This is a genomic window from Streptosporangium saharense (assembly GCF_014203715.1).
Taxonomy (GTDB): Bacteria; Actinomycetota; Actinomycetes; order Streptosporangiales; family Streptosporangiaceae; genus Streptosporangium; species Streptosporangium saharense.
Genome location: NZ_JACHJP010000004.1, coordinates 485,026 through 500,653, shown reverse-complemented (window position 1 = coordinate 500,653; position 15,628 = coordinate 485,026). Strand labels below are relative to the sequence as shown.

Annotated in this window: 19 protein-coding genes; 12 read left to right on the top strand and 7 right to left on the bottom strand. The window is 69.4% G+C overall.

What is annotated here, in order from left to right:
• Positions 1–29: 29 nt before the first annotated feature.
• Positions 30–602 carry a TetR/AcrR family transcriptional regulator gene (locus tag FHS44_RS22080; RefSeq protein WP_184717559.1) on the top strand — a complete coding sequence of 191 codons (573 nt, stop codon included), beginning with the start codon at positions 30–32 and terminating at the stop codon, positions 600–602.
• Positions 603–606: 4 nt separating this feature from the next.
• Here the strand turns inward: FHS44_RS22080 and FHS44_RS22075 are convergent, their stop codons facing one another.
• From FHS44_RS22075 to FHS44_RS22060, 4 genes are all read right to left on the bottom strand, one after another.
• The gene (locus tag FHS44_RS22075) at positions 607–879 is read right to left on the bottom strand and encodes a DUF6355 family natural product biosynthesis protein (RefSeq protein WP_184717557.1); all 273 of its coding nucleotides are present in this window, start codon (positions 877–879) and stop codon (positions 607–609) included.
• A 120-nt stretch (positions 880–999) separates the two neighbouring features.
• Positions 1,000–1,968, bottom strand: coding sequence for an NAD(P)-dependent alcohol dehydrogenase (locus tag FHS44_RS22070; protein WP_184717555.1), 969 nt, complete (start codon positions 1,966–1,968; stop codon positions 1,000–1,002).
• Positions 1,969–1,997: 29 nt separating this feature from the next.
• Positions 1,998–2,222 carry a helix-turn-helix transcriptional regulator gene (locus FHS44_RS22065; protein ID WP_184717553.1) on the bottom strand — a complete coding sequence of 75 codons (225 nt, stop codon included), beginning with the start codon at positions 2,220–2,222 and terminating at the stop codon, positions 1,998–2,000.
• A complete protein-coding gene (locus FHS44_RS22060) occupies positions 2,216–2,644 on the bottom strand; it encodes a hypothetical protein (RefSeq protein WP_184717552.1) in 429 nt (142 codons plus the stop codon). Before FHS44_RS22060 ends, FHS44_RS22065 begins: the two co-directional genes overlap by 7 nt.
• A gap of 75 nt (positions 2,645–2,719) precedes the next feature.
• Here FHS44_RS22060 and FHS44_RS22055 point away from each other — a divergent pair, with 75 nt between their 5' ends.
• Positions 2,720–3,034, top strand: coding sequence for a MazG nucleotide pyrophosphohydrolase domain-containing protein (locus FHS44_RS22055; RefSeq protein WP_184717551.1), 315 nt, complete (start codon positions 2,720–2,722; stop codon positions 3,032–3,034).
• A 3-nt stretch (positions 3,035–3,037) separates the two neighbouring features.
• On the opposite strand, the gene FHS44_RS22050 is transcribed toward FHS44_RS22055, so the two are convergent.
• Both FHS44_RS22050 and FHS44_RS22045 read right to left on the bottom strand, forming a co-directional pair.
• On the bottom strand, positions 3,038–3,418 hold the full coding sequence (locus FHS44_RS22050; RefSeq protein ID WP_184717550.1) for a YbaB/EbfC family nucleoid-associated protein: 381 nt from the start codon (positions 3,416–3,418) through the stop codon (positions 3,038–3,040).
• A 13-nt stretch (positions 3,419–3,431) separates the two neighbouring features.
• Positions 3,432–3,830: a YbaB/EbfC family nucleoid-associated protein gene (locus FHS44_RS22045; protein ID WP_184717549.1), complete on the bottom strand. Its 399-nt coding sequence runs from the start codon at positions 3,828–3,830 to the stop codon at positions 3,432–3,434.
• A 149-nt stretch (positions 3,831–3,979) separates the two neighbouring features.
• Between FHS44_RS22045 and FHS44_RS22040 the strand changes: the two genes are divergently transcribed.
• From FHS44_RS22040 to helR, 10 genes are all read left to right on the top strand, one after another.
• On the top strand, positions 3,980–4,300 hold the full coding sequence (locus FHS44_RS22040; protein ID WP_184717548.1) for a hypothetical protein: 321 nt from the start codon (positions 3,980–3,982) through the stop codon (positions 4,298–4,300).
• Complete coding sequence (locus tag FHS44_RS22035) at positions 4,291–5,220, top strand: WXG100-like domain-containing protein (RefSeq protein WP_184717547.1); 930 nt, start codon at positions 4,291–4,293, stop codon at positions 5,218–5,220. Before FHS44_RS22040 ends, FHS44_RS22035 begins: the two co-directional genes overlap by 10 nt.
• 11 nt (positions 5,221–5,231) lie before the next feature.
• The gene (locus FHS44_RS22030; protein WP_184717545.1) at positions 5,232–5,471 is read left to right on the top strand and encodes a DUF2283 domain-containing protein; all 240 of its coding nucleotides are present in this window, start codon (positions 5,232–5,234) and stop codon (positions 5,469–5,471) included.
• Positions 5,472–5,566: 95 nt separating this feature from the next.
• Positions 5,567–6,160: an RNA polymerase sigma factor gene (locus FHS44_RS22025; protein WP_184717543.1), complete on the top strand. Its 594-nt coding sequence runs from the start codon at positions 5,567–5,569 to the stop codon at positions 6,158–6,160.
• On the top strand, positions 6,153–7,247 hold the full coding sequence (locus FHS44_RS22020; protein ID WP_184717541.1) for a CU044_5270 family protein: 1,095 nt from the start codon (positions 6,153–6,155) through the stop codon (positions 7,245–7,247). The genes FHS44_RS22025 and FHS44_RS22020 overlap by 8 nt, the downstream gene beginning before the upstream one ends.
• Positions 7,248–7,351: 104 nt before the next feature.
• Positions 7,352–8,611, top strand: a complete 1,260-nt coding sequence (locus FHS44_RS22015) for a sensor histidine kinase (protein WP_184717539.1) — start codon at positions 7,352–7,354, stop codon at positions 8,609–8,611.
• Entirely contained in the window at positions 8,596–9,243 is a 648-nt protein-coding gene (locus FHS44_RS22010) for a response regulator transcription factor (protein ID WP_184717537.1), read from the top strand. Before FHS44_RS22015 ends, FHS44_RS22010 begins: the two co-directional genes overlap by 16 nt.
• Positions 9,244–9,323: 80 nt before the next feature.
• On the top strand, positions 9,324–10,217 hold the full coding sequence (locus tag FHS44_RS22005) for a hypothetical protein (RefSeq protein WP_221461115.1): 894 nt from the start codon (positions 9,324–9,326) through the stop codon (positions 10,215–10,217).
• Between the two features lie 143 nt (positions 10,218–10,360).
• On the top strand, positions 10,361–11,707 hold the full coding sequence (locus FHS44_RS22000; RefSeq protein WP_184717533.1) for a glycosyltransferase: 1,347 nt from the start codon (positions 10,361–10,363) through the stop codon (positions 11,705–11,707).
• Between the two features lie 173 nt (positions 11,708–11,880).
• Positions 11,881–14,070, top strand: a complete 2,190-nt coding sequence (gene helR / locus FHS44_RS21995; protein WP_184717531.1) for an RNA polymerase recycling motor ATPase HelR — start codon at positions 11,881–11,883, stop codon at positions 14,068–14,070.
• Here helR and FHS44_RS21990 read toward each other — a convergent pair.
• Positions 14,029–15,555 carry a DUF2079 domain-containing protein gene (locus FHS44_RS21990; RefSeq protein ID WP_184717529.1) on the bottom strand — a complete coding sequence of 509 codons (1,527 nt, stop codon included), beginning with the start codon at positions 15,553–15,555 and terminating at the stop codon, positions 14,029–14,031. The two genes, helR and FHS44_RS21990, sit on opposite strands and share 42 nt — an antisense overlap.
• Between the last annotated feature and the right edge of the window lie 73 nt (positions 15,556–15,628).

The window sequence follows — 15,628 nt, the reverse complement described above, 5'->3', positions numbered from 1 at the left end:
GATGTGAAGCGGTCGCTACACTGCCGGGTGTGGACCGCCGTACCGAACTCACCGAGAAAGTCCTCGACCATGTGCTCACCCATGGACTGATCGGCCTCTCGCTGCGTCCCCTCGCCGCCGCGCTGGGCACCAGCGACCGCATGCTGATCTACCATTTCGGCAGCAAGGACGGGATGATCACCGCCGTGGTCGCGCTGGCGAACCAACGGTTCGCCGTGTCGTTCCAGTCCATGGTCAGGGCCGCCCCGCCCGTCCGGAGCCCCGGGGAGTTCGTCCGCTATGCCTGGCAGGCCCTGACCGGTTCCGACGCCACCGGCGCCATCCGGCTCTACCTGGAGATGTGTGTCCTGGCGCTACGCGAACCAGACCGCTGGAGCGCGGCCCAGCAGCGGATACGCGAGCCGTGGCTGGCCATGTTGCGGGAGACCCTCGCCGAGCTCGGCACACCACGGGAACAGGTTCCCACCCTTGCCGACCTCATCCTCGACACCCTCGACGGGCTTCTGCTCAGCCGACTCGTCAGCACCGACCCCGTCCGCGCCGACGCCGCCGCCAACGCCTTCGCCGACCTCCTGGACCGCCCAGAGCCGGGCCGGGCATGACGGTTCAGCAGGGGCCCTTGGCCCAGGCGTAGTTGATGTCGTACAGCATGCCGAGCAGGGTCCGGCCCGGCCTGACGCACTGGTCGTAGCCGGGCCGGTCGAAGGTCTGCTCGACGCGGATGAGGACCCAGTCGGAGGAGCCGCAGTGGTTGTAGTAGGCGACGGCGCCCGAGGGATCCCAGCCGCACGCGAGGGTTCCCGTGGTGCCCGCGGACGCCGGTGTGACGGTCAGCGCCAGGGCGGCCAGCGTTCCACCGATCGCCGTGAGAATCCTCATGCGCATATTGCGCACCTCATTTCTTGTCGCGCGGGAATTCCGTCAAAGTTATCCACCGGGAACGGTTCCGCCCCACCGTGATTCCTGCCAAACGTGGAAGGTTTGCTGCCAAAGTCCTGATCAGGCGACGGTGATGACGACCTTGCCCCGCGCGTTTCCCTTCTGCACGTAGCGAATCGCCTCGGTCACCCGCTCCAGGGGATAAGTGCGATCGACGACGGGGGTGACCTTTTCCGTCTCGATGAGTTCCTTCATGAAAAGCAGGTCGTCGCGGTCGTCGCTGTGCACGCGCACCCGCAGGCTCTGCCCGACGAACGGCGAAAGCGCGAAGGCCCTGAGCCAGCGTCCGGTTCCCCAGAGCCAGGGGCCACCGGTTCCCCCGACGATCACGAGGGTCCCGCGGGGCGTCAGCGCGCGGCGGCAGTCGGACAGGGACGGGCTCCCCTGCACGTCGAGGATGAGGTCGTAGCGCTCCCCCCGGTCGGCGAACCTCTCCTTGGTGTAGTCGACGACGTCCTCGGCGCCGAGGGAACGGACCAGGTCGGCCTTGGCCGGGCCGCAGACGCCCGTGACGGCGGCGCCGTACGAGCGGGCGATCTGCACGGCGAACGTGCCGACACCACCGGAGGCACCGTTGACCAGGACCCGCTGACCGGGGCCGATCCCCCCGTGGCGCAGGCCCTGCAGGGCGGTGAACGACGAGATGGGTACGGCGGCGGCCTGCTCGAAACTCAGATTGACCGGCTTCGGCAGGAGTTGCCCCTGGGGGACCGCGACGTAGTCGGCGAAGGAGCCGCCGCACCAGCCGAAGACCTCGTCGCCCAGCCGGAAGTCACCGACGTTCGCGCCGACGGCCTCGACGACCCCGGCGACCTCAAGCCCGGCGACGGGGTTCTTCGGCCCGCGCAGCCCGGTGACGAAGCGCGCGACGTACGGCATGCCCTGCAGGATGTGCCAGTCGTCTCCCCCGATGGGGGCCGCGTGCACCCTGACCAGCACCTCCCCGTCGCCGGGGACGGGCCTGGGGATCTCCTTGAGTCGTAGCACCTCGTCGGGCGGGCCGTACCGCTCGTGGGTGATCGCGCGCATGGTCATCTCTCCTCACTGACGAGGAGCGGCTACTCCTCGGTCTCGGGGTACTGGAAGACGTCGTCGAGCGGGACGCCGAAGACGCGGGCGATCTGGAAGGCCATCTCCAGGGACGGCGAGTAGCGGCCCTGCTCGATGGCGATGACGGTCTGACGGGTCACGCCGACGCGTTCGGCGAGCTCCGCCTGCGTCATCTCCCCGTGGGCGAACCTGAGGGACCGGATCGTGTTCGTGACCCTGGTCGGCTTCACCACGACTGGAAACCCCTGCGGTAGGCGATGATCTTGGTCGCGGATCCGAGGATCGACGACAGGACGAACGCCAGATAGATCACGTTGGCGATCCAGAAGTGGTCCAGCCTGACCATGGCCATGCCGAGCGCCGCCACGCCACCCGCGACGAGGAACGACCGGCCGACATGCTCACCGAACCGGTAGATCTCCCGGTCGCGCTGGTCCTTCCTGTCGGCGTCCTCGGGTGAGGCTATCGCGATCACCACATTGAGCACGATCGTCGCGACGATCGCCGAACCGACGGTCCACAGCAGCACCGGGACGTACGGCACGGCGACCAGGGAGGCGTCTCCCACCCGCCCGAGGATTACCAGCACGTAGGTCGCGTAGGCCACGACCGTGACCACCAGCATGACCCAGGCACGTTTCTCTTCCGCCGACATGCCTCAAATGTAAAGCAAACAAAACACCATGTCTACTTTTCTTTACATCACCGGGTGTGGCCGTACGCTCCCGGGATGGATCTGGGACAGCTCACGGACGAGGTCGAGGCCGTGTCGGGCTCCTACGCCCGCAAACACGGCATCACCAGGGACGCCACCTGGTTCCTGCTGAAGCTTCAGGAGGAGGTCGGCGAGCTGACGCAGGCCTTCCTGATGCGCTCGGGGCAGGCCAGGACCAAGGGCCGCTCCCCCGAGGAACTCGATGAGGCACTGCGCGCCGAGTTGGCCGACGTCCTGGCCCACGTCCTGCTGATGGCCCGCCACCACGGGGTCGACCTGGAGGCCGAGATCGACCGCAAGTGGATGCCCTGGCATCCGGACCGGGCGTGAGGACTACCGCCAGGGGGTGTCGAGAAGGTTCTCGAACTGGGCGGCGGCCCTGGCCAGGTCGAACCCGTCGACCTCCCCGCGCATCAGCTCCTCGATCCTGCGCGTCACGTCGAGCCTGGCCCGCGCGACGGCCGAGCGCACCTCCTCCGCGAGGACATGGCTGCCGAGCCGCATGGCACGGGAGTCGAACACAACCTCCAGAACCCGCCCCTCGGCCGTCACGGTCGCCGTGACCTGCCCGGAGTCCCCGCGCCCCTCGCCGACGACCTCGTCGAGGGCGCCCTCGGTCTCCTGGATCCAGGTCGTGACCCGCTCCGCCCTGGCGTCGGCCTCGGCGAGGTCCGCCTCACGGATGTCGGCGGGGTCGATGTGGGAGCCGTACACGCGCGCCTCCGGGTCAGAGTTCAGAGCAGTTGCGGGCGATCTGGTCCACCCGGTCGCGGATGAAGTGCTCGTCGGGCGGCTCGGGCAGCCCCTCGGTATCGGCGAGGGCCCTGTCGACGATCTCCCGGGCCAGCCGCGCCGCCTCGTCCTGGGCGGCCTGGAGCACCGCGGTCACCTGCCTGCCCAGGGTCGCGTGGTCGAGCCGCATGGCACGGGGGTCGATACGGACCTCGGTCACGTCGCCCTGCCCGTTCGAGACGACCTCGACGAGGTCCTCGGCGCTGTGCGCCCGTCCGGACACCTCGCGGACCTCGGTACGCGCCTCCCGCAGCCGCTCCATCATCCCGCGCCCCTGGAGCAGGACCCGCTCCAGACGCTCGACGTCGTCGTCGGGCGAAGGGTCGGTGGACATGTCGGCTCCGGCGGTGAGGCGCTGATGGGTCCCCAACTCTAGAACGCCCTCCGGTGACGAACGCATCGAAGAGATATAGATCACTAAATGTCGCCATTTATGGCATTTTCATGGCCTGTTCACCGGATCTTCAGACTAAGGTCACGGCCATGAGTTACGGATTCGAGATCTCCCGGGGGACTCTGGAGCAGGAGTCCTCCCGGATGCGGACGCACGGCGAGGACTACGCCGCGGCCGTACGACGGCTCAGAGAACGCGGACTCGGCGGCTCGTCCTGGGGGGACAACGGCCTGCTGGCCATGTTCGTCCGCTCCTACTCCGAGGCCAGTGTGGTCGGGCTCGACGCCCTGACCGGCCTGTCCCAGGTGATCGACGGCACCGGTGGCGCCATGGGCACCGTGGTCGCCAACACCGAGGTCGCGGAACAGGCGAGCATGCCGTACGGCCAGGCGGGCCAAGCATGGGCGTGACGGTTCCGCCGCAGGTCGACATGATGCTCGGCCTGCTCGGCATGCCCTGGCCGAACATCGACGAGGACGAGATCCGCAAGGACGCCGACGCCTGGCGGACCGTGCTCGCCGGTGCCGAACCGGCCGCCACCGGGACCCGGTCTTCGGTCCAGCGCACGCAGGAGAGCTACCGCGGCGACTCCGCGACCGAGCTGGCGAGCTACTGGGAGGAGACCGGCGGTCATCTCGGCCAGGCGGCCGCCGCCGTCAGGTCCGCCCCCGTGGTGCTCGACAACACCGCCTGGCTCACCACCGGCGTGAAACTCGCCGTCGGGACCGCCGCCGTCTACGCCTCCGTGCGGGTGGCCAGGGCACTGCTGGCCGGTGGCCCCCTCGGCGGGGCCGCGGCGACGGCGGAGATGTACCGCACGCGTGCCCTGATCGGCCGCCTCCAGCGCGAGGGAGCCGAGGGCGCGGGCAGGGTGCTGACCCCCGCGCTCAACCGCCGCGTCACCGAGCGGTTCCGCCGTATCCTCGACAACCTCCGTCCCCCCGGTGGGCCGCCCCTCGCGCTCGCCGGAGGCCGCGTCCCGGTCCGCACCGTCGGCCCGAGGGCGGCCTCCCCCAGGGACGGCATGGCCCAGATGGGCCGCAGCAACAACAACGCCAGGTCGGGCGGCAACGGCCGCCGGGGCGGCAGGCGCGGCAGCGGTGGCAGCGGCGGCCGTAGCGGCAACCAGGCCGGTGCCGGGGAGAAGTCGGGGCACACCGAGATCCGTCAGGTCCAGCGCGGGATCAGCGACGATATGATCGACCAGGCCATGAAGTCGCCAGGCAAGCCCGGCAACACCAAGGACACCAAGGTCCACGAGAGCCAGAACGTCCGCGTCGTGGTGAACAAGGCCGGAGGCATCGTCTCGGCCATGTGGCGACGCAAGTAGGGAGGTTGACCTTGCGTGTAGAACACGACAGGGAGAACGACGTCGCCTACGTCTACCTGGTCGAGGAGATCGCCCCGGGCGAGGCGAAGACCCAGATCCTGGTCGAGGACCCGGAGCTGCGGGGTGAGGTGATCCTCGACCTCGACGAACACGGCCGCCTGCTGGGCATCGAGGTCATCGGTGCCTCCGCCGTACTCTCCCCGGAGACCCTGACCGGCTCCGAGGAGGAGGGCACACCGTACGAGGGCTGAGCCCCGTGCCGTACACGAGTGCGGCGTGAAGAAGACGGGCTCGTCGCGGCAAGTAGAGGTGTGAACCCACAGAGAACGCCGGTGGGGGTGAGGACGTGAAGGTCAGCGCCCCTTCCCGGGAGACCGAGGACGCCCTCGCGATCGAGGAGTCCCTGCGCTTCCCCGAACGGTTCGCGGTGCTCTACGACCGCTACTTTCCAGACATCCACCGCTATGTCGCGGGAAGGCTGGGCACCCAGACTGCCGACGACCTGACGGCGGAGGTCTTCCTGGCGGCCTTCCGCGGGCGCGACGGCTTCGACCCCGCACGGGGTACGGCTCGCGGCTGGCTGTACGGCATCGCGACGAACCTCGTCGCCCACCACCGTGGCCAGGAGGCACGCCACCTGCGCGCCCTGCGCCGGGTGTCGGCGGACGACGGGATCGACGCCGGGCACGAGGAGCTGGTGGCCGGACGGCTCACCGCCGCGGGCGTGCGGGGGCCGCTCGCGACCGCCCTTGAGGCGATGCCGGAGAGCGACCGTGACGTGCTGCTGCTCCTCGCGCTGGCCGACCTCAGCTACGAGGAGATCGCGCACGCCCTCGGCGTCCCGACGGGAACCGTCGGATCGCGGCTCAACCGCGTCCGCAAGAAGCTGCGAGCCGCCCTCGGCGGCGTCAACCCCTTGATCGGAGCATCGGATGGATGACCTCGCCCAGATCCGCACGCTGATGTCGGTGCCGCCGCCCACGCCCGAGGTGGTCGCCGAAGGCAGGGCACTTCTCACCGCCGCCTTCCAGGAGTCCACTCGTCGAGAACCCACGGTCGGCAGGATCCGCAGGGCCGTACGGGCTGCTCGGTGGACCGCGCTCGGCGCGGGCCTGCTCGGTGTCGCGGCCACCGCGGCCATCGTGCTCGCGTCGCCGGAGACCCCGGCCCCGGCGCCGGGACACTCCGTGACGACGCTGTCGGCCAGGGACGTCTTCCTCGCCGCCGCGGACTCGACCTCCAGGACGCCCGCGACCGGGAAGTACTGGGTGCGCAAAGCCGTCAACGGCATGCAGCACGGCACTCCCGACAACCGCTACGTCCTGCAGGAGACCACCTCGGTCGAGACCTGGGCCCCACGGACGCCGGGTGGGCGCGTGTGGCTGATCAGGCAGGAGCAGGGAGCCGCCCCGGCGACGCCCAAGGACGAGAAGGCCTGGCGGGCCGCGGGATCCCCCCGGAGCTGGACCTATCACGACCCGGAAAGCACGCTCAGCGCCGAGCCGGGTGAGCGTCACGCCCTGTGGGACGACACCGGCAAGTCACTGACGCTGCTCGGCGTCCCCATGACCCCGGAGACGCTGAACGCGCTGCCGACGACCCCCGAGGGGATACGGGCCTACCTGGAGAAGGTCATCACCAAGGGCTACAGTTCCGAGCCGATCGACATGAACGCCGAGCTCTACGGGGTCGGCACGCAGCTCGTCACGAACTTCCCCGTCTCCCCCGAGGTGCGGGCCGCGGTCTACCGCATGTGCGCCGCACTGCCGGGGGTGACGGCCCTGGGCAAGGTCACCGACCCGCTCGGCCGTACCGGTCAGGCGGTCAGCTTCCAGGAGGGGCCCGCCCTACGGACCCGGTTCGTGCTGGACACCGCGACGGGACAGCCGCTCGCCTCCGAGTCGACCTACACCTACCACGGCAGACAGTACGAGATCTACACGGCGATCGACTCCATCGCCTGGACCGACGAGGAGCCCGCCCTTCCCGCCAAGCAGAGTCCCATGAACCGTCCGGCACGGCCGTAAACCTAGTATCGGTCTGGACGTACGAGGGAGTGGGGTCAGGCCCACTCCCTCGCGCACCCCGCACGGTGCACAGTGAGAGCACCGGAGGAAAAGAAGGAAAAGTCATGGGTTGGCGGGGTTCGTGGTTGGCGCGGGCGGGTGTCGGGTTCGTACGGGCGTGCGTCGTGACGGGCGTCAGCCTGCTGGTCCCGGCCGTGTGGGCGGCGGGCGTGGTGCTGTGGATCTGGTGGTGGCACGGAGACCGGTGGTCGTGGATCGTCCCGTTCCTGTGGGCGTCCATCGGCACGATCGCCCTGATCCGCCCGGTCTGCCAGATGGTCCGCTCCCTCGTCGAGAAGTGGACGGGGACCGTCATCCCCGGTGGCTACCGGGAGCCGGGGCCGGTGACGCGGCTGTCCACCGGCTACTGGTGGAACGGCCACTCCTACGAGCGCACCAGCCGCGACGCCCTCATGGACCAGAGGTGGCGGCTGCGGTGGAGTGACCCCGCGAACCGGCGTGACCTGCGGTTCGTGGGGATCATTCCGTTCACCGCGGGCGTGGTCGCCGCCGTCCCCCCGGCCGGGGTCGCGGGAGCGGTCCTCGGCCTCCTCCAGCCGTCGCCCGTCGCGCGTCTCGCCGGGGTGCTCTGCGCGGTCGTGGCCGTGGGCTGCGCGCCGTACGCCTGGAGGATCATCGAGCCGGTGGCGGCCCGCTTCCTGAGGCCCTCGCCCGCGATGGCGCTGGGCGAGCGGATCGACGAGCTGACGGCCCAGCGCGCGGACACCACGGTCGCGCAGGCCGCCGAGATCCGCAGGATCGAGCGGGACCTGCACGACGGGGCGCAGGCACGCCTGGTCGCGCTCGGGATGTCGCTGGCGACCGTGGAGAGGCTGATGCGGACCGACCCCGACCAGGCCGCCGAGCTGCTGCGGGAGGCGCGGGCCGGTGCCGCCACGTCCCTGACCGAGCTGCGCGACCTGGTCAGGGGCATCAACCCACCGGTGCTGACCGAGCGGGGGCTCGTGGACGCCGTCCGCGCCCTCGCCCTGGACAGTCAGCTCGAAACGGCGGTCAGCGCCGAAGAACGGCTGAACCTGGATCCGCCGATCGAGTCCGCCCTGTACTTCGGGGTCGCCGAACTGCTCACCAACGCGGCCAAGCACGCCCGCGCGACCCGGGCACACGTCTCCGTCGTCCGGGACGAGACCGGCGTCGTCGTCGAGGTCGAGGACGACGGCCGGGGCGGGGCCGACATGCGGACCGGAGGCGGCCTCGACGGCCTGCGCCGCCGCCTTGCCGTCTTCGACGGCACCCTGGAGGTCACCAGTCCGAAGGGCGGCCCGACCCACGTGAGGATGATGGTGCCATGCGAATCGTTGTAGCCGAGGACCTCTACCTCCTGCGTGACGGGATGATCCGCCTCCTCGCGGCGTACGGGCACGAGGTGGTGGCGACGGCGACGACCGGCCCCGAGACGCTCGACGCGCTGCTGAAGTGGCGGCCTGACGTCTCCGTCGTCGATGTCCGCATGCCGCCCACCCAGTCGGACGAGGGCCTGAAGGCGGCCCTCGCCGCCCGCCGCGAGGTGCCCGGACTGCCGGTTCTGATCCTCTCCCAGCACGTCGAGCAGCTCTACGCCCGCGAACTCCTGGCCGACGGCGCCGGGGGTGTCGGCTATCTCCTCAAGGAGAGCGTGTTCGACGCCGACCAGTTCGCCGACGCCCTGGAACGCGTCGCCAGGGGCGGAACCGCCATGGACCCGGCCGTCATCACCAAACTGCTCTCCAGCGGCTCCTCGAACAGACGGCTCGACGGCCTCACCGAACGCGAACACGCGGTCCTCGCCCTCATGGCCGAGGGCCTGTCCAACCAGGCAATCGGCCAACGCCTGTTCCTCAGCGAGAGCGCCATCAGCAAATACACAACCACGATGTTCGACAAGCTAGGCATCAACAATGACGACCACCACAACCGCCGAGTCCAGGCCGTCCTCACCTACCTGAACAAGGCGTGACACCGTCTGGGACAGCGCTGCCGTACCCTGAAATTGTGATCAAGCGGGCGAAAGTCGCACTTGTCGGCGTCGGGAATAACGTGTCCGCGCTGGTCCAGGGGATGGCTCTGTGTCAGAGCACGGGGAGCCTGGTCGGGGTCCGTCATCCGGAGCTCGGCGGGATGGGCGTCGGTGACATCGACGTCGTGACGGCGTTCGCCATGTCGCCGGAGAAGGTCGGGAAGGACCTCAGCGAGGCGATCTTCGCGCCGCCCAACAACTTCCCGCGGATCACCGACGACCTGCCACCATCAGGCGTTACGGTACGGCGCGGCCTCACCGACGCCACCGAGATTGAGCGGGTGGCCGAGGACCTCGCCGGGGCCGAGGTGGTGCTCTACGCGGCGCCCAGCGGCAGGCAGGAGACGGCGAGCGCCTACGCCGAGGCGGCGCTGCGGGCGGGCGCGGCGTTCGTCAACATCACCTCGGACACGGTGGCCCGCGACCCACGATGGCTTGACCGGTTCGTCGCGGCCGGGCTGCCCCTGCTGGGGGACGACCTGGCCAGCCAGTTCGGCACCTCGGTCGTGCACCACGCCCTGCTGCGGCTGCTGGAGGAGCGCGGTCTCACCCTGACCAGCTCTTACCAGGTCAATCTGGGCGGCACCGAGGACTTCCGCAACCTGGTCGAGAACGACAACACCAAGATGGAGTCCAAGCTCAACGCCCTGAACACGGCGGGCCGGGTGGAGCTGGCCCCGCTCGGATACCTGCCGCACCTGGGGTCGCACAAGGTTGCGCACATCAACATCGAGGCTCAGGCGTGGGGCGGGACGTCGGTCAGCCTGGACCTGAAACTGAAGGTGCACGACCCCAGCGGCGGCGCCGGAGTGATCGTCGATCTGGTCCGCATCGCGGCATACGGACTACGGCAACGCCGCGGCGGCTATCTTCCGGAGGCGGCGTCGCTGCTCAAATCTCCGCCCTCGGTCTAGAGCCCCGACCCGGGAACGAAAAACGGGGCCTTCGCCCCTTTCCACTCTTAACGTATAGCGCACAGGGGGGCTTGCCACAAGGCCCCGGGGATGGCGCAGAATCGTCGGCCGAGGCCAGGATCTGCGAAAACGGGGGACGCGGAATGCGTGTGGTGTTGTCGACGTACGGCTCGCGCGGGGACGTCGAACCACTGGTGGCGCTCGCGGTGCGGCTACGGGAGCTCGATGTGGAGGTCCGGGTGTGCGCGCCGCCGGACGAGGACTTCGCGCGACGGCTGGCCGGGGTCGGCGTGCCACTGGTGCCGGTCGGCCGGTCGGCCCGTGCGCTGGCAGCCACGGCGCCACAGTCGGGAGGTGGCCTGCCCCAGCGCGCGGCCGAGGTGATTGCCGGTCAGTTCGACGTGCTCACCGAGGCGGCCGAGGGGTGTGACGCGCTGGTGGCGACCGGCATGATGCCCGCCGCCGCGGGCGCGCTGTCGGTGGCCGAGAGGCTGGGCGTCCCCTCGGTCTCCGTGACCTTCCAGCAGGTCACCCTGCCTTCGCCGTACCACGCGCCGCTGGCCTATCCGGGCAGGCCGTTCCCACCGGGGGTGACCGACAGGCGGGTGTTGTGGGACCTGGACGCCGAGAGCATCAACGCCCTGTTCGGCGAGGCGCTCAACGTCAACCGGGTGTCGGCCGGGCTGCCACCGGTTGACGACGTCCGCGGTTACGTGGTCGGCGAGCGGCCGTGGCTGGCGACGGACCCGGTCCTGGACCCGTGGCGGGAGACGCCGGAGCGCGACGTCGTGCAGACCGGCGCGTGGATCCTGCCCGACGAACGCCCGCTCCCGGCCGAGCTGACGACGTTCCTCGATGCGGGTACGCCACCGGTCTACGTGGGTTTCGGCAGCATGCTCATGCACGCCGCGGAAAACGTGGCGAAGGCGGTCGTGGAGGCGGTCCGTGCCCAGGGGCACCGGGTGATCGTCGCCCGTGGCTGGGCCGACCTGGACCCGATCGACGGCCGGGACGACTGTTTCGTCGTCGGCGAGGTCAACCAGCAGGCGCTGTTCGGCCGGGTCGCCGCCGTCGTGCACCACGGCGGCGCGGGCACCACAACCACGGCCACCAGAGCCGGTACGCCCCAGGTGGTCGTACCCCAGGCGGCGGACCAGCCGTACTGGGCGGGCAGGGTGGCCGAGCTGGGCATCGGCGTGGCACATGACGGTCCGGTCCCGACCGCGGAGTCCCTGTCGGCCGCGCTCGGGAGCGCGCTGACCTCCGGGACGCGGGCGCGGGCGACGGCGGTGGCCGGTGCGATCCGCGTTGACGGTACGGCGGTCGCCGCCCAACTGCTGCTCGACATGATCGGTGGGGACACGTCCGGCGAGAGCACGAACAGCGGGAACGCGACCAGCGGGAATATGAGCAGCGAAAACACGAGCGGCGGGAACATGAGCGACAAAGGCTTGAGTGGCGGGAACGTGATCGGTGGGCAGAGGCCGTGAACCATCCGGAACCGCCCAGCACGTCCGGCCTCGCCAGCCGCCACCCGGCCTCCCGGAGCACCAGCACCGACCGCCCCACCTGCCAGATCGGAAACGACGTGAACTCCCGGAGCACCAACGCCTCCGATCTCTCCAACCGCCGCACCGCCAAAGGCCCTCAGATCGGAACAGACGTGAACTCCCGGAGCACCAGCGCGTTCGACCTGCCCGAGCGTCTCGCCGCCAAGGCCGACCCGGCGCTGATCGCCCGTGACGAACGGCACTTCGCGGCCATCGCCGAGAGCCTCGAACTGTCGATCGCCGACCTGTCCGACCGTCTCGACGCCGAGCTCAGGGCGCCGGGAGGCGCGGGACGCCAGGCGATGGACCGGGACATGCAGGTCCACCAGTTGACCGCCCGCCTGCGCACCCTGCGCCGCTTCGGTCTGGACCTGTGCCTCGGGCACATGGTCGGGCAGGACGACCCCGAACCCGTCTACATCGGGCGGCTCGGTCTCACCGACAGCGAGGGGCGTCGGCTGCTGCTCGACTGGCGTTCCCCGGCGGCGGAACCGTTCTTCGGCGCCACCCACGCCAACCCGATGGGGCTCGCGAGCCGCCGCAGGTATCGCTGGACCCGGGGCCGGATCAGTGACTACTGGGACGAGGTCTTCACCCAGGAGGGGTTCGAGGGGCACGCCGCGCTCGACGACCAGTCGGCCTTCATCGCCAGCCTGGGGAGCAACCGGTCGGCCAGGATGCGGGACGTGCTCGGCACCATCCAGGCCGACCAGGACGCCATCATCCGCGCGGGCTCCCGTGGCGCCCTCGTCGTGGACGGCGGTCCCGGCACGGGCAAGACGGTCGTCGCGCTGCACCGCTCGGCCTATCTCCTCTACTCCGATCCCCGGCTCGGGCACAACCGGGGCGGTGTGCTGTTCGTCGGTCCGCACCAGCCGTACCTCGCCTATGTCGCCGACGTCCTGCCGAGCCTCGGCGAGGAGGGCGTACGGCTGTGCACCCTGCGTGACCTCGTCCCCGAGGGAGGTGCGGCGGCGGTCGAGGCCGATCCCGAGGTGGCGAGGCTGAAGTCGTCCGCCGACCTGGTGAGGGCGATCGACAAGGCCGTCAGGTTCTACGAGAACCCGCCGACCGAGGGGATGACGGTCACGACCCACTGGTCGGACATCTGGCTGGGTCCCGACGACTGGGCCGAGGCGTTCGCCGTACCGGATCCCGGGACCCCGCACAACGAGGCGCGCGGCCAGATCTGGGACGAGCTGCTCACGATCCTGGTGGACAAGCACGGCGACGAGGAGGCTCCCGCCCACCTGCTCCGCAGGTCGCTGACGCGCAACCGGGAGCTGGTGACGGCCTTCAACCGCGCGTGGCCGCTGCTTGAGGCGACCGACCTCGTCGGGGACCTCTGGACGGTGCCCGCCTACCTACGGTTGTGCGCCCCCTGGCTCAGTCGCGACGACATCCGCAGGCTCCAGCGCGAGAACGCCCAGGCCTGGACGGTTTCCGACCTGCCGCTCCTGGACGCGGCACGCCAACGGCTCGGCGACCCCGAGGCGGCGCGGCACAGGCGTCGGCAGGCGGCCGCCATCGCCGCCCAGCGCGAACGCATGTCGCGGGTCGTGGACAACCTGATCGAGGCCGACCCTGACGGCGAGGGGCTGGTGACGATGCTGCGCGGGGAGGACATGCGCAACTCCCTGGTCGACGAGACCGTGCTCCCCGGCGCCGAGTCCGACCCGCTGGCCGGGCCGTTCGCGCACATCGTCGTGGACGAGGCCCAGGAGCTGACCGACGCCGAGTGGCAGATGCTGCTGTCGCGCTGCCCGTCCCGCAGCTTCACCATCGTCGGCGACCGCGCCCAGGCCAGGCACGGCTTCACCGAGTCGTGGCAGGAACGGCTCGAACGCGTCGGGCTCGACCAGATCACCCTGGCCGCCCTGAGCGTCAACTACCGCACCCCCGAGGAGGTCATGGCCGAGGCCGAACCGGTCATCCGGGCCGTCCTCCCGGACGCCAACGTGCCGACGTCCATCCGCACCAGCGGTATCCCCGTCCTGCACGGCCCCGTCTCCGACCTGGACACGATCCTCGACACCTGGCTCACCGAGCACGCCGAAGGAGTCGCCTGCGTCATCGGCCACCCCACCTTCCAGGAAACCCCCCGAATCCGCTCCCTCACCCCAGAACTGGCCAAGGGCCTGGAGTTCGACCTGGTCGTCCTCGTCGATCCCGAGAGGTACGGCGAAGGCACAGAGGGCGCCGTGGACCGCTACGTCGCCATGACCCGAGCAACTCAGCGCCTGGTCATCCTCACCGGATGGTCAGTTCCCGGTTCGGGCCAGAACGATGTAACCGGCCGATGAGAAAACGACTCTGTAGCCGTTTCTGAGCAGAAAGGTGACCCGCGCGGTCTGCTCGTCGAGTGACAGGAACGGAAAAACCCTTTTCTGGACGTCCGCGATCACCCAGGGCGCCCAGCGTACGGTTCTGTCCCACAACAACGTCCGGGTCCGGCTCGAAAGTGCGGGGGCGACGTTGTTCGCGGCTTCGACCAGGGCATCGTCGGGAACGGCCGCCACTGCCACGGCGGCTGCCTCGGTTCTGGGCGTCGAAGCGTAGAAGTCCGCGCTAAAGAACCTTCCGAATGCGAAGAAGGGAATCATCGCGATACTGACCAGAAGGACCAGGGAAGGCCACCATAGAACCGCGCGGCCGAGTCGTCCGGGGCCCCTGGAAATCGGCATGAGGGCCGTCAGCCTTCGATATCCGTCGACTCCCCCGACGAATATCACCATCACGATGAAGGCGTTGTAGTGGTACTTCGAATCCCACCAGTTCGGGAAGGAGCTTGAGAGCATCCGCTCCATCACCAGGGGAACGACGGAGATCGTGATGGGCGACATGACCGACGCGAACAGAAGCGGGGCGAGGAGCAGAATCACCGTCTGAACCTTGACGGGAGGCGTGGCGAGCAGCGCCAGGGCATCGAACGGATGCGTCAGAGCGTGCAGGGCGGCCTCTCTGAAGTTGTGCCCCAACCCCGAGTAGGCCCAGTAGTAGTCCGATCGGCCGCCGAAATGTGGAATGAGGACCTGGGTGCACAGGTAGGTCGCCGCCGCGCCCATCAGTACGAAAAGCGCCCCGAAGGCGCGGTCCCCTTTCCTGGTCATGAAGAACAGCCCCAGACCGGCCACGAGGAGTCCCATGTCCTCCTTGACCTGGAGGATCAGGAAGGCCACCACCAGGACGTGCCACTTCCTGTTCGCCTGGTGACGCTCAAGGAGGACAGCCGTCAGCAGCGGGACGAAGGCGGCCTCGTGGAAGTCGAAGGCGACGGTCTCCGCGACAGGCCAGGAGATCGCGTAGGCGATGGCGACGCAGTACGCCATGCGCTCGGCACCACGCTCGGAAACCATCGGGCTGGCGCTGAACGCCCGGAAGGCGTACTTCCACAGGAACGGTATCGCCGACGCCAGCAGGATCGCCTGCAGGACGAGCAGCGTCTCCGGCCCGTCATGGATCCGGTAGAACGGGGAGAGCACGGCGAGGATGGGCGACCAGTGGTCCCCCAGCACCGAGAACTGCGCGCCGAAATCATTGTGGACACCTTTGACGATGGCCACCGGCGGCCCCAGGCGCGAATACGACCGTACCGCCTGATCGAAGATCACCAGATCGTAGGCGCCCGCCCTGAACCTCGCAAATGATACGAGAGAGTACGCGGAGTAGAGCAGGGCGGAGAGAACCGTGACGAAAAAAAGAGGGGCCCTCGACCGAGCTCCAACCAGGCCCTTTTCCGGGACGTTCGCTCCTCCTAAGGAGTTCCTCCTGCTCAAGGTCTCGGTCATGCGCCCTCTCTGCCCGGAAGCCTCAGGACACCAAGAAAGCTGCCGTTTAATCCCGTCACAGGGAGAAACCGGC

Excerpts from the sequence above, each read along its gene's own strand:
- FHS44_RS22075 (WP_184717557.1), bottom strand. The coding sequence starts at position 879 with ATGAGGATTCTCACGGCGATCGGTGGAACGCTGGCCGCCCTGGCGCTG.
- FHS44_RS22070 (WP_184717555.1), bottom strand. The coding sequence starts at position 1,968 with ATGCGCGCGATCACCCACGAGCGGTACGGCCCGCCCGACGAGGTGCTA.
- FHS44_RS22060 (WP_184717552.1), bottom strand. The coding sequence starts at position 2,644 with ATGTCGGCGGAAGAGAAACGTGCCTGGGTCATGCTGGTGGTCACGGTC.
- FHS44_RS22055 (WP_184717551.1), top strand. The coding sequence starts at position 2,720 with ATGGATCTGGGACAGCTCACGGACGAGGTCGAGGCCGTGTCGGGCTCC.
- FHS44_RS22045 (WP_184717549.1), bottom strand. The coding sequence starts at position 3,830 with ATGTCCACCGACCCTTCGCCCGACGACGACGTCGAGCGTCTGGAGCGG.
- FHS44_RS22040 (WP_184717548.1), top strand. The coding sequence starts at position 3,980 with ATGAGTTACGGATTCGAGATCTCCCGGGGGACTCTGGAGCAGGAGTCC.
- FHS44_RS22035 (WP_184717547.1), top strand. The coding sequence starts at position 4,291 with ATGGGCGTGACGGTTCCGCCGCAGGTCGACATGATGCTCGGCCTGCTC.
- FHS44_RS22020 (WP_184717541.1), top strand. The coding sequence starts at position 6,153 with ATGGATGACCTCGCCCAGATCCGCACGCTGATGTCGGTGCCGCCGCCC.
- FHS44_RS22015 (WP_184717539.1), top strand. The coding sequence starts at position 7,352 with ATGGGTTGGCGGGGTTCGTGGTTGGCGCGGGCGGGTGTCGGGTTCGTA.
- FHS44_RS22010 (WP_184717537.1), top strand. The coding sequence starts at position 8,596 with ATGCGAATCGTTGTAGCCGAGGACCTCTACCTCCTGCGTGACGGGATG.
- FHS44_RS22000 (WP_184717533.1), top strand. The coding sequence starts at position 10,361 with ATGCGTGTGGTGTTGTCGACGTACGGCTCGCGCGGGGACGTCGAACCA.
- FHS44_RS21990 (WP_184717529.1), bottom strand. The coding sequence starts at position 15,555 with ATGACCGAGACCTTGAGCAGGAGGAACTCCTTAGGAGGAGCGAACGTC.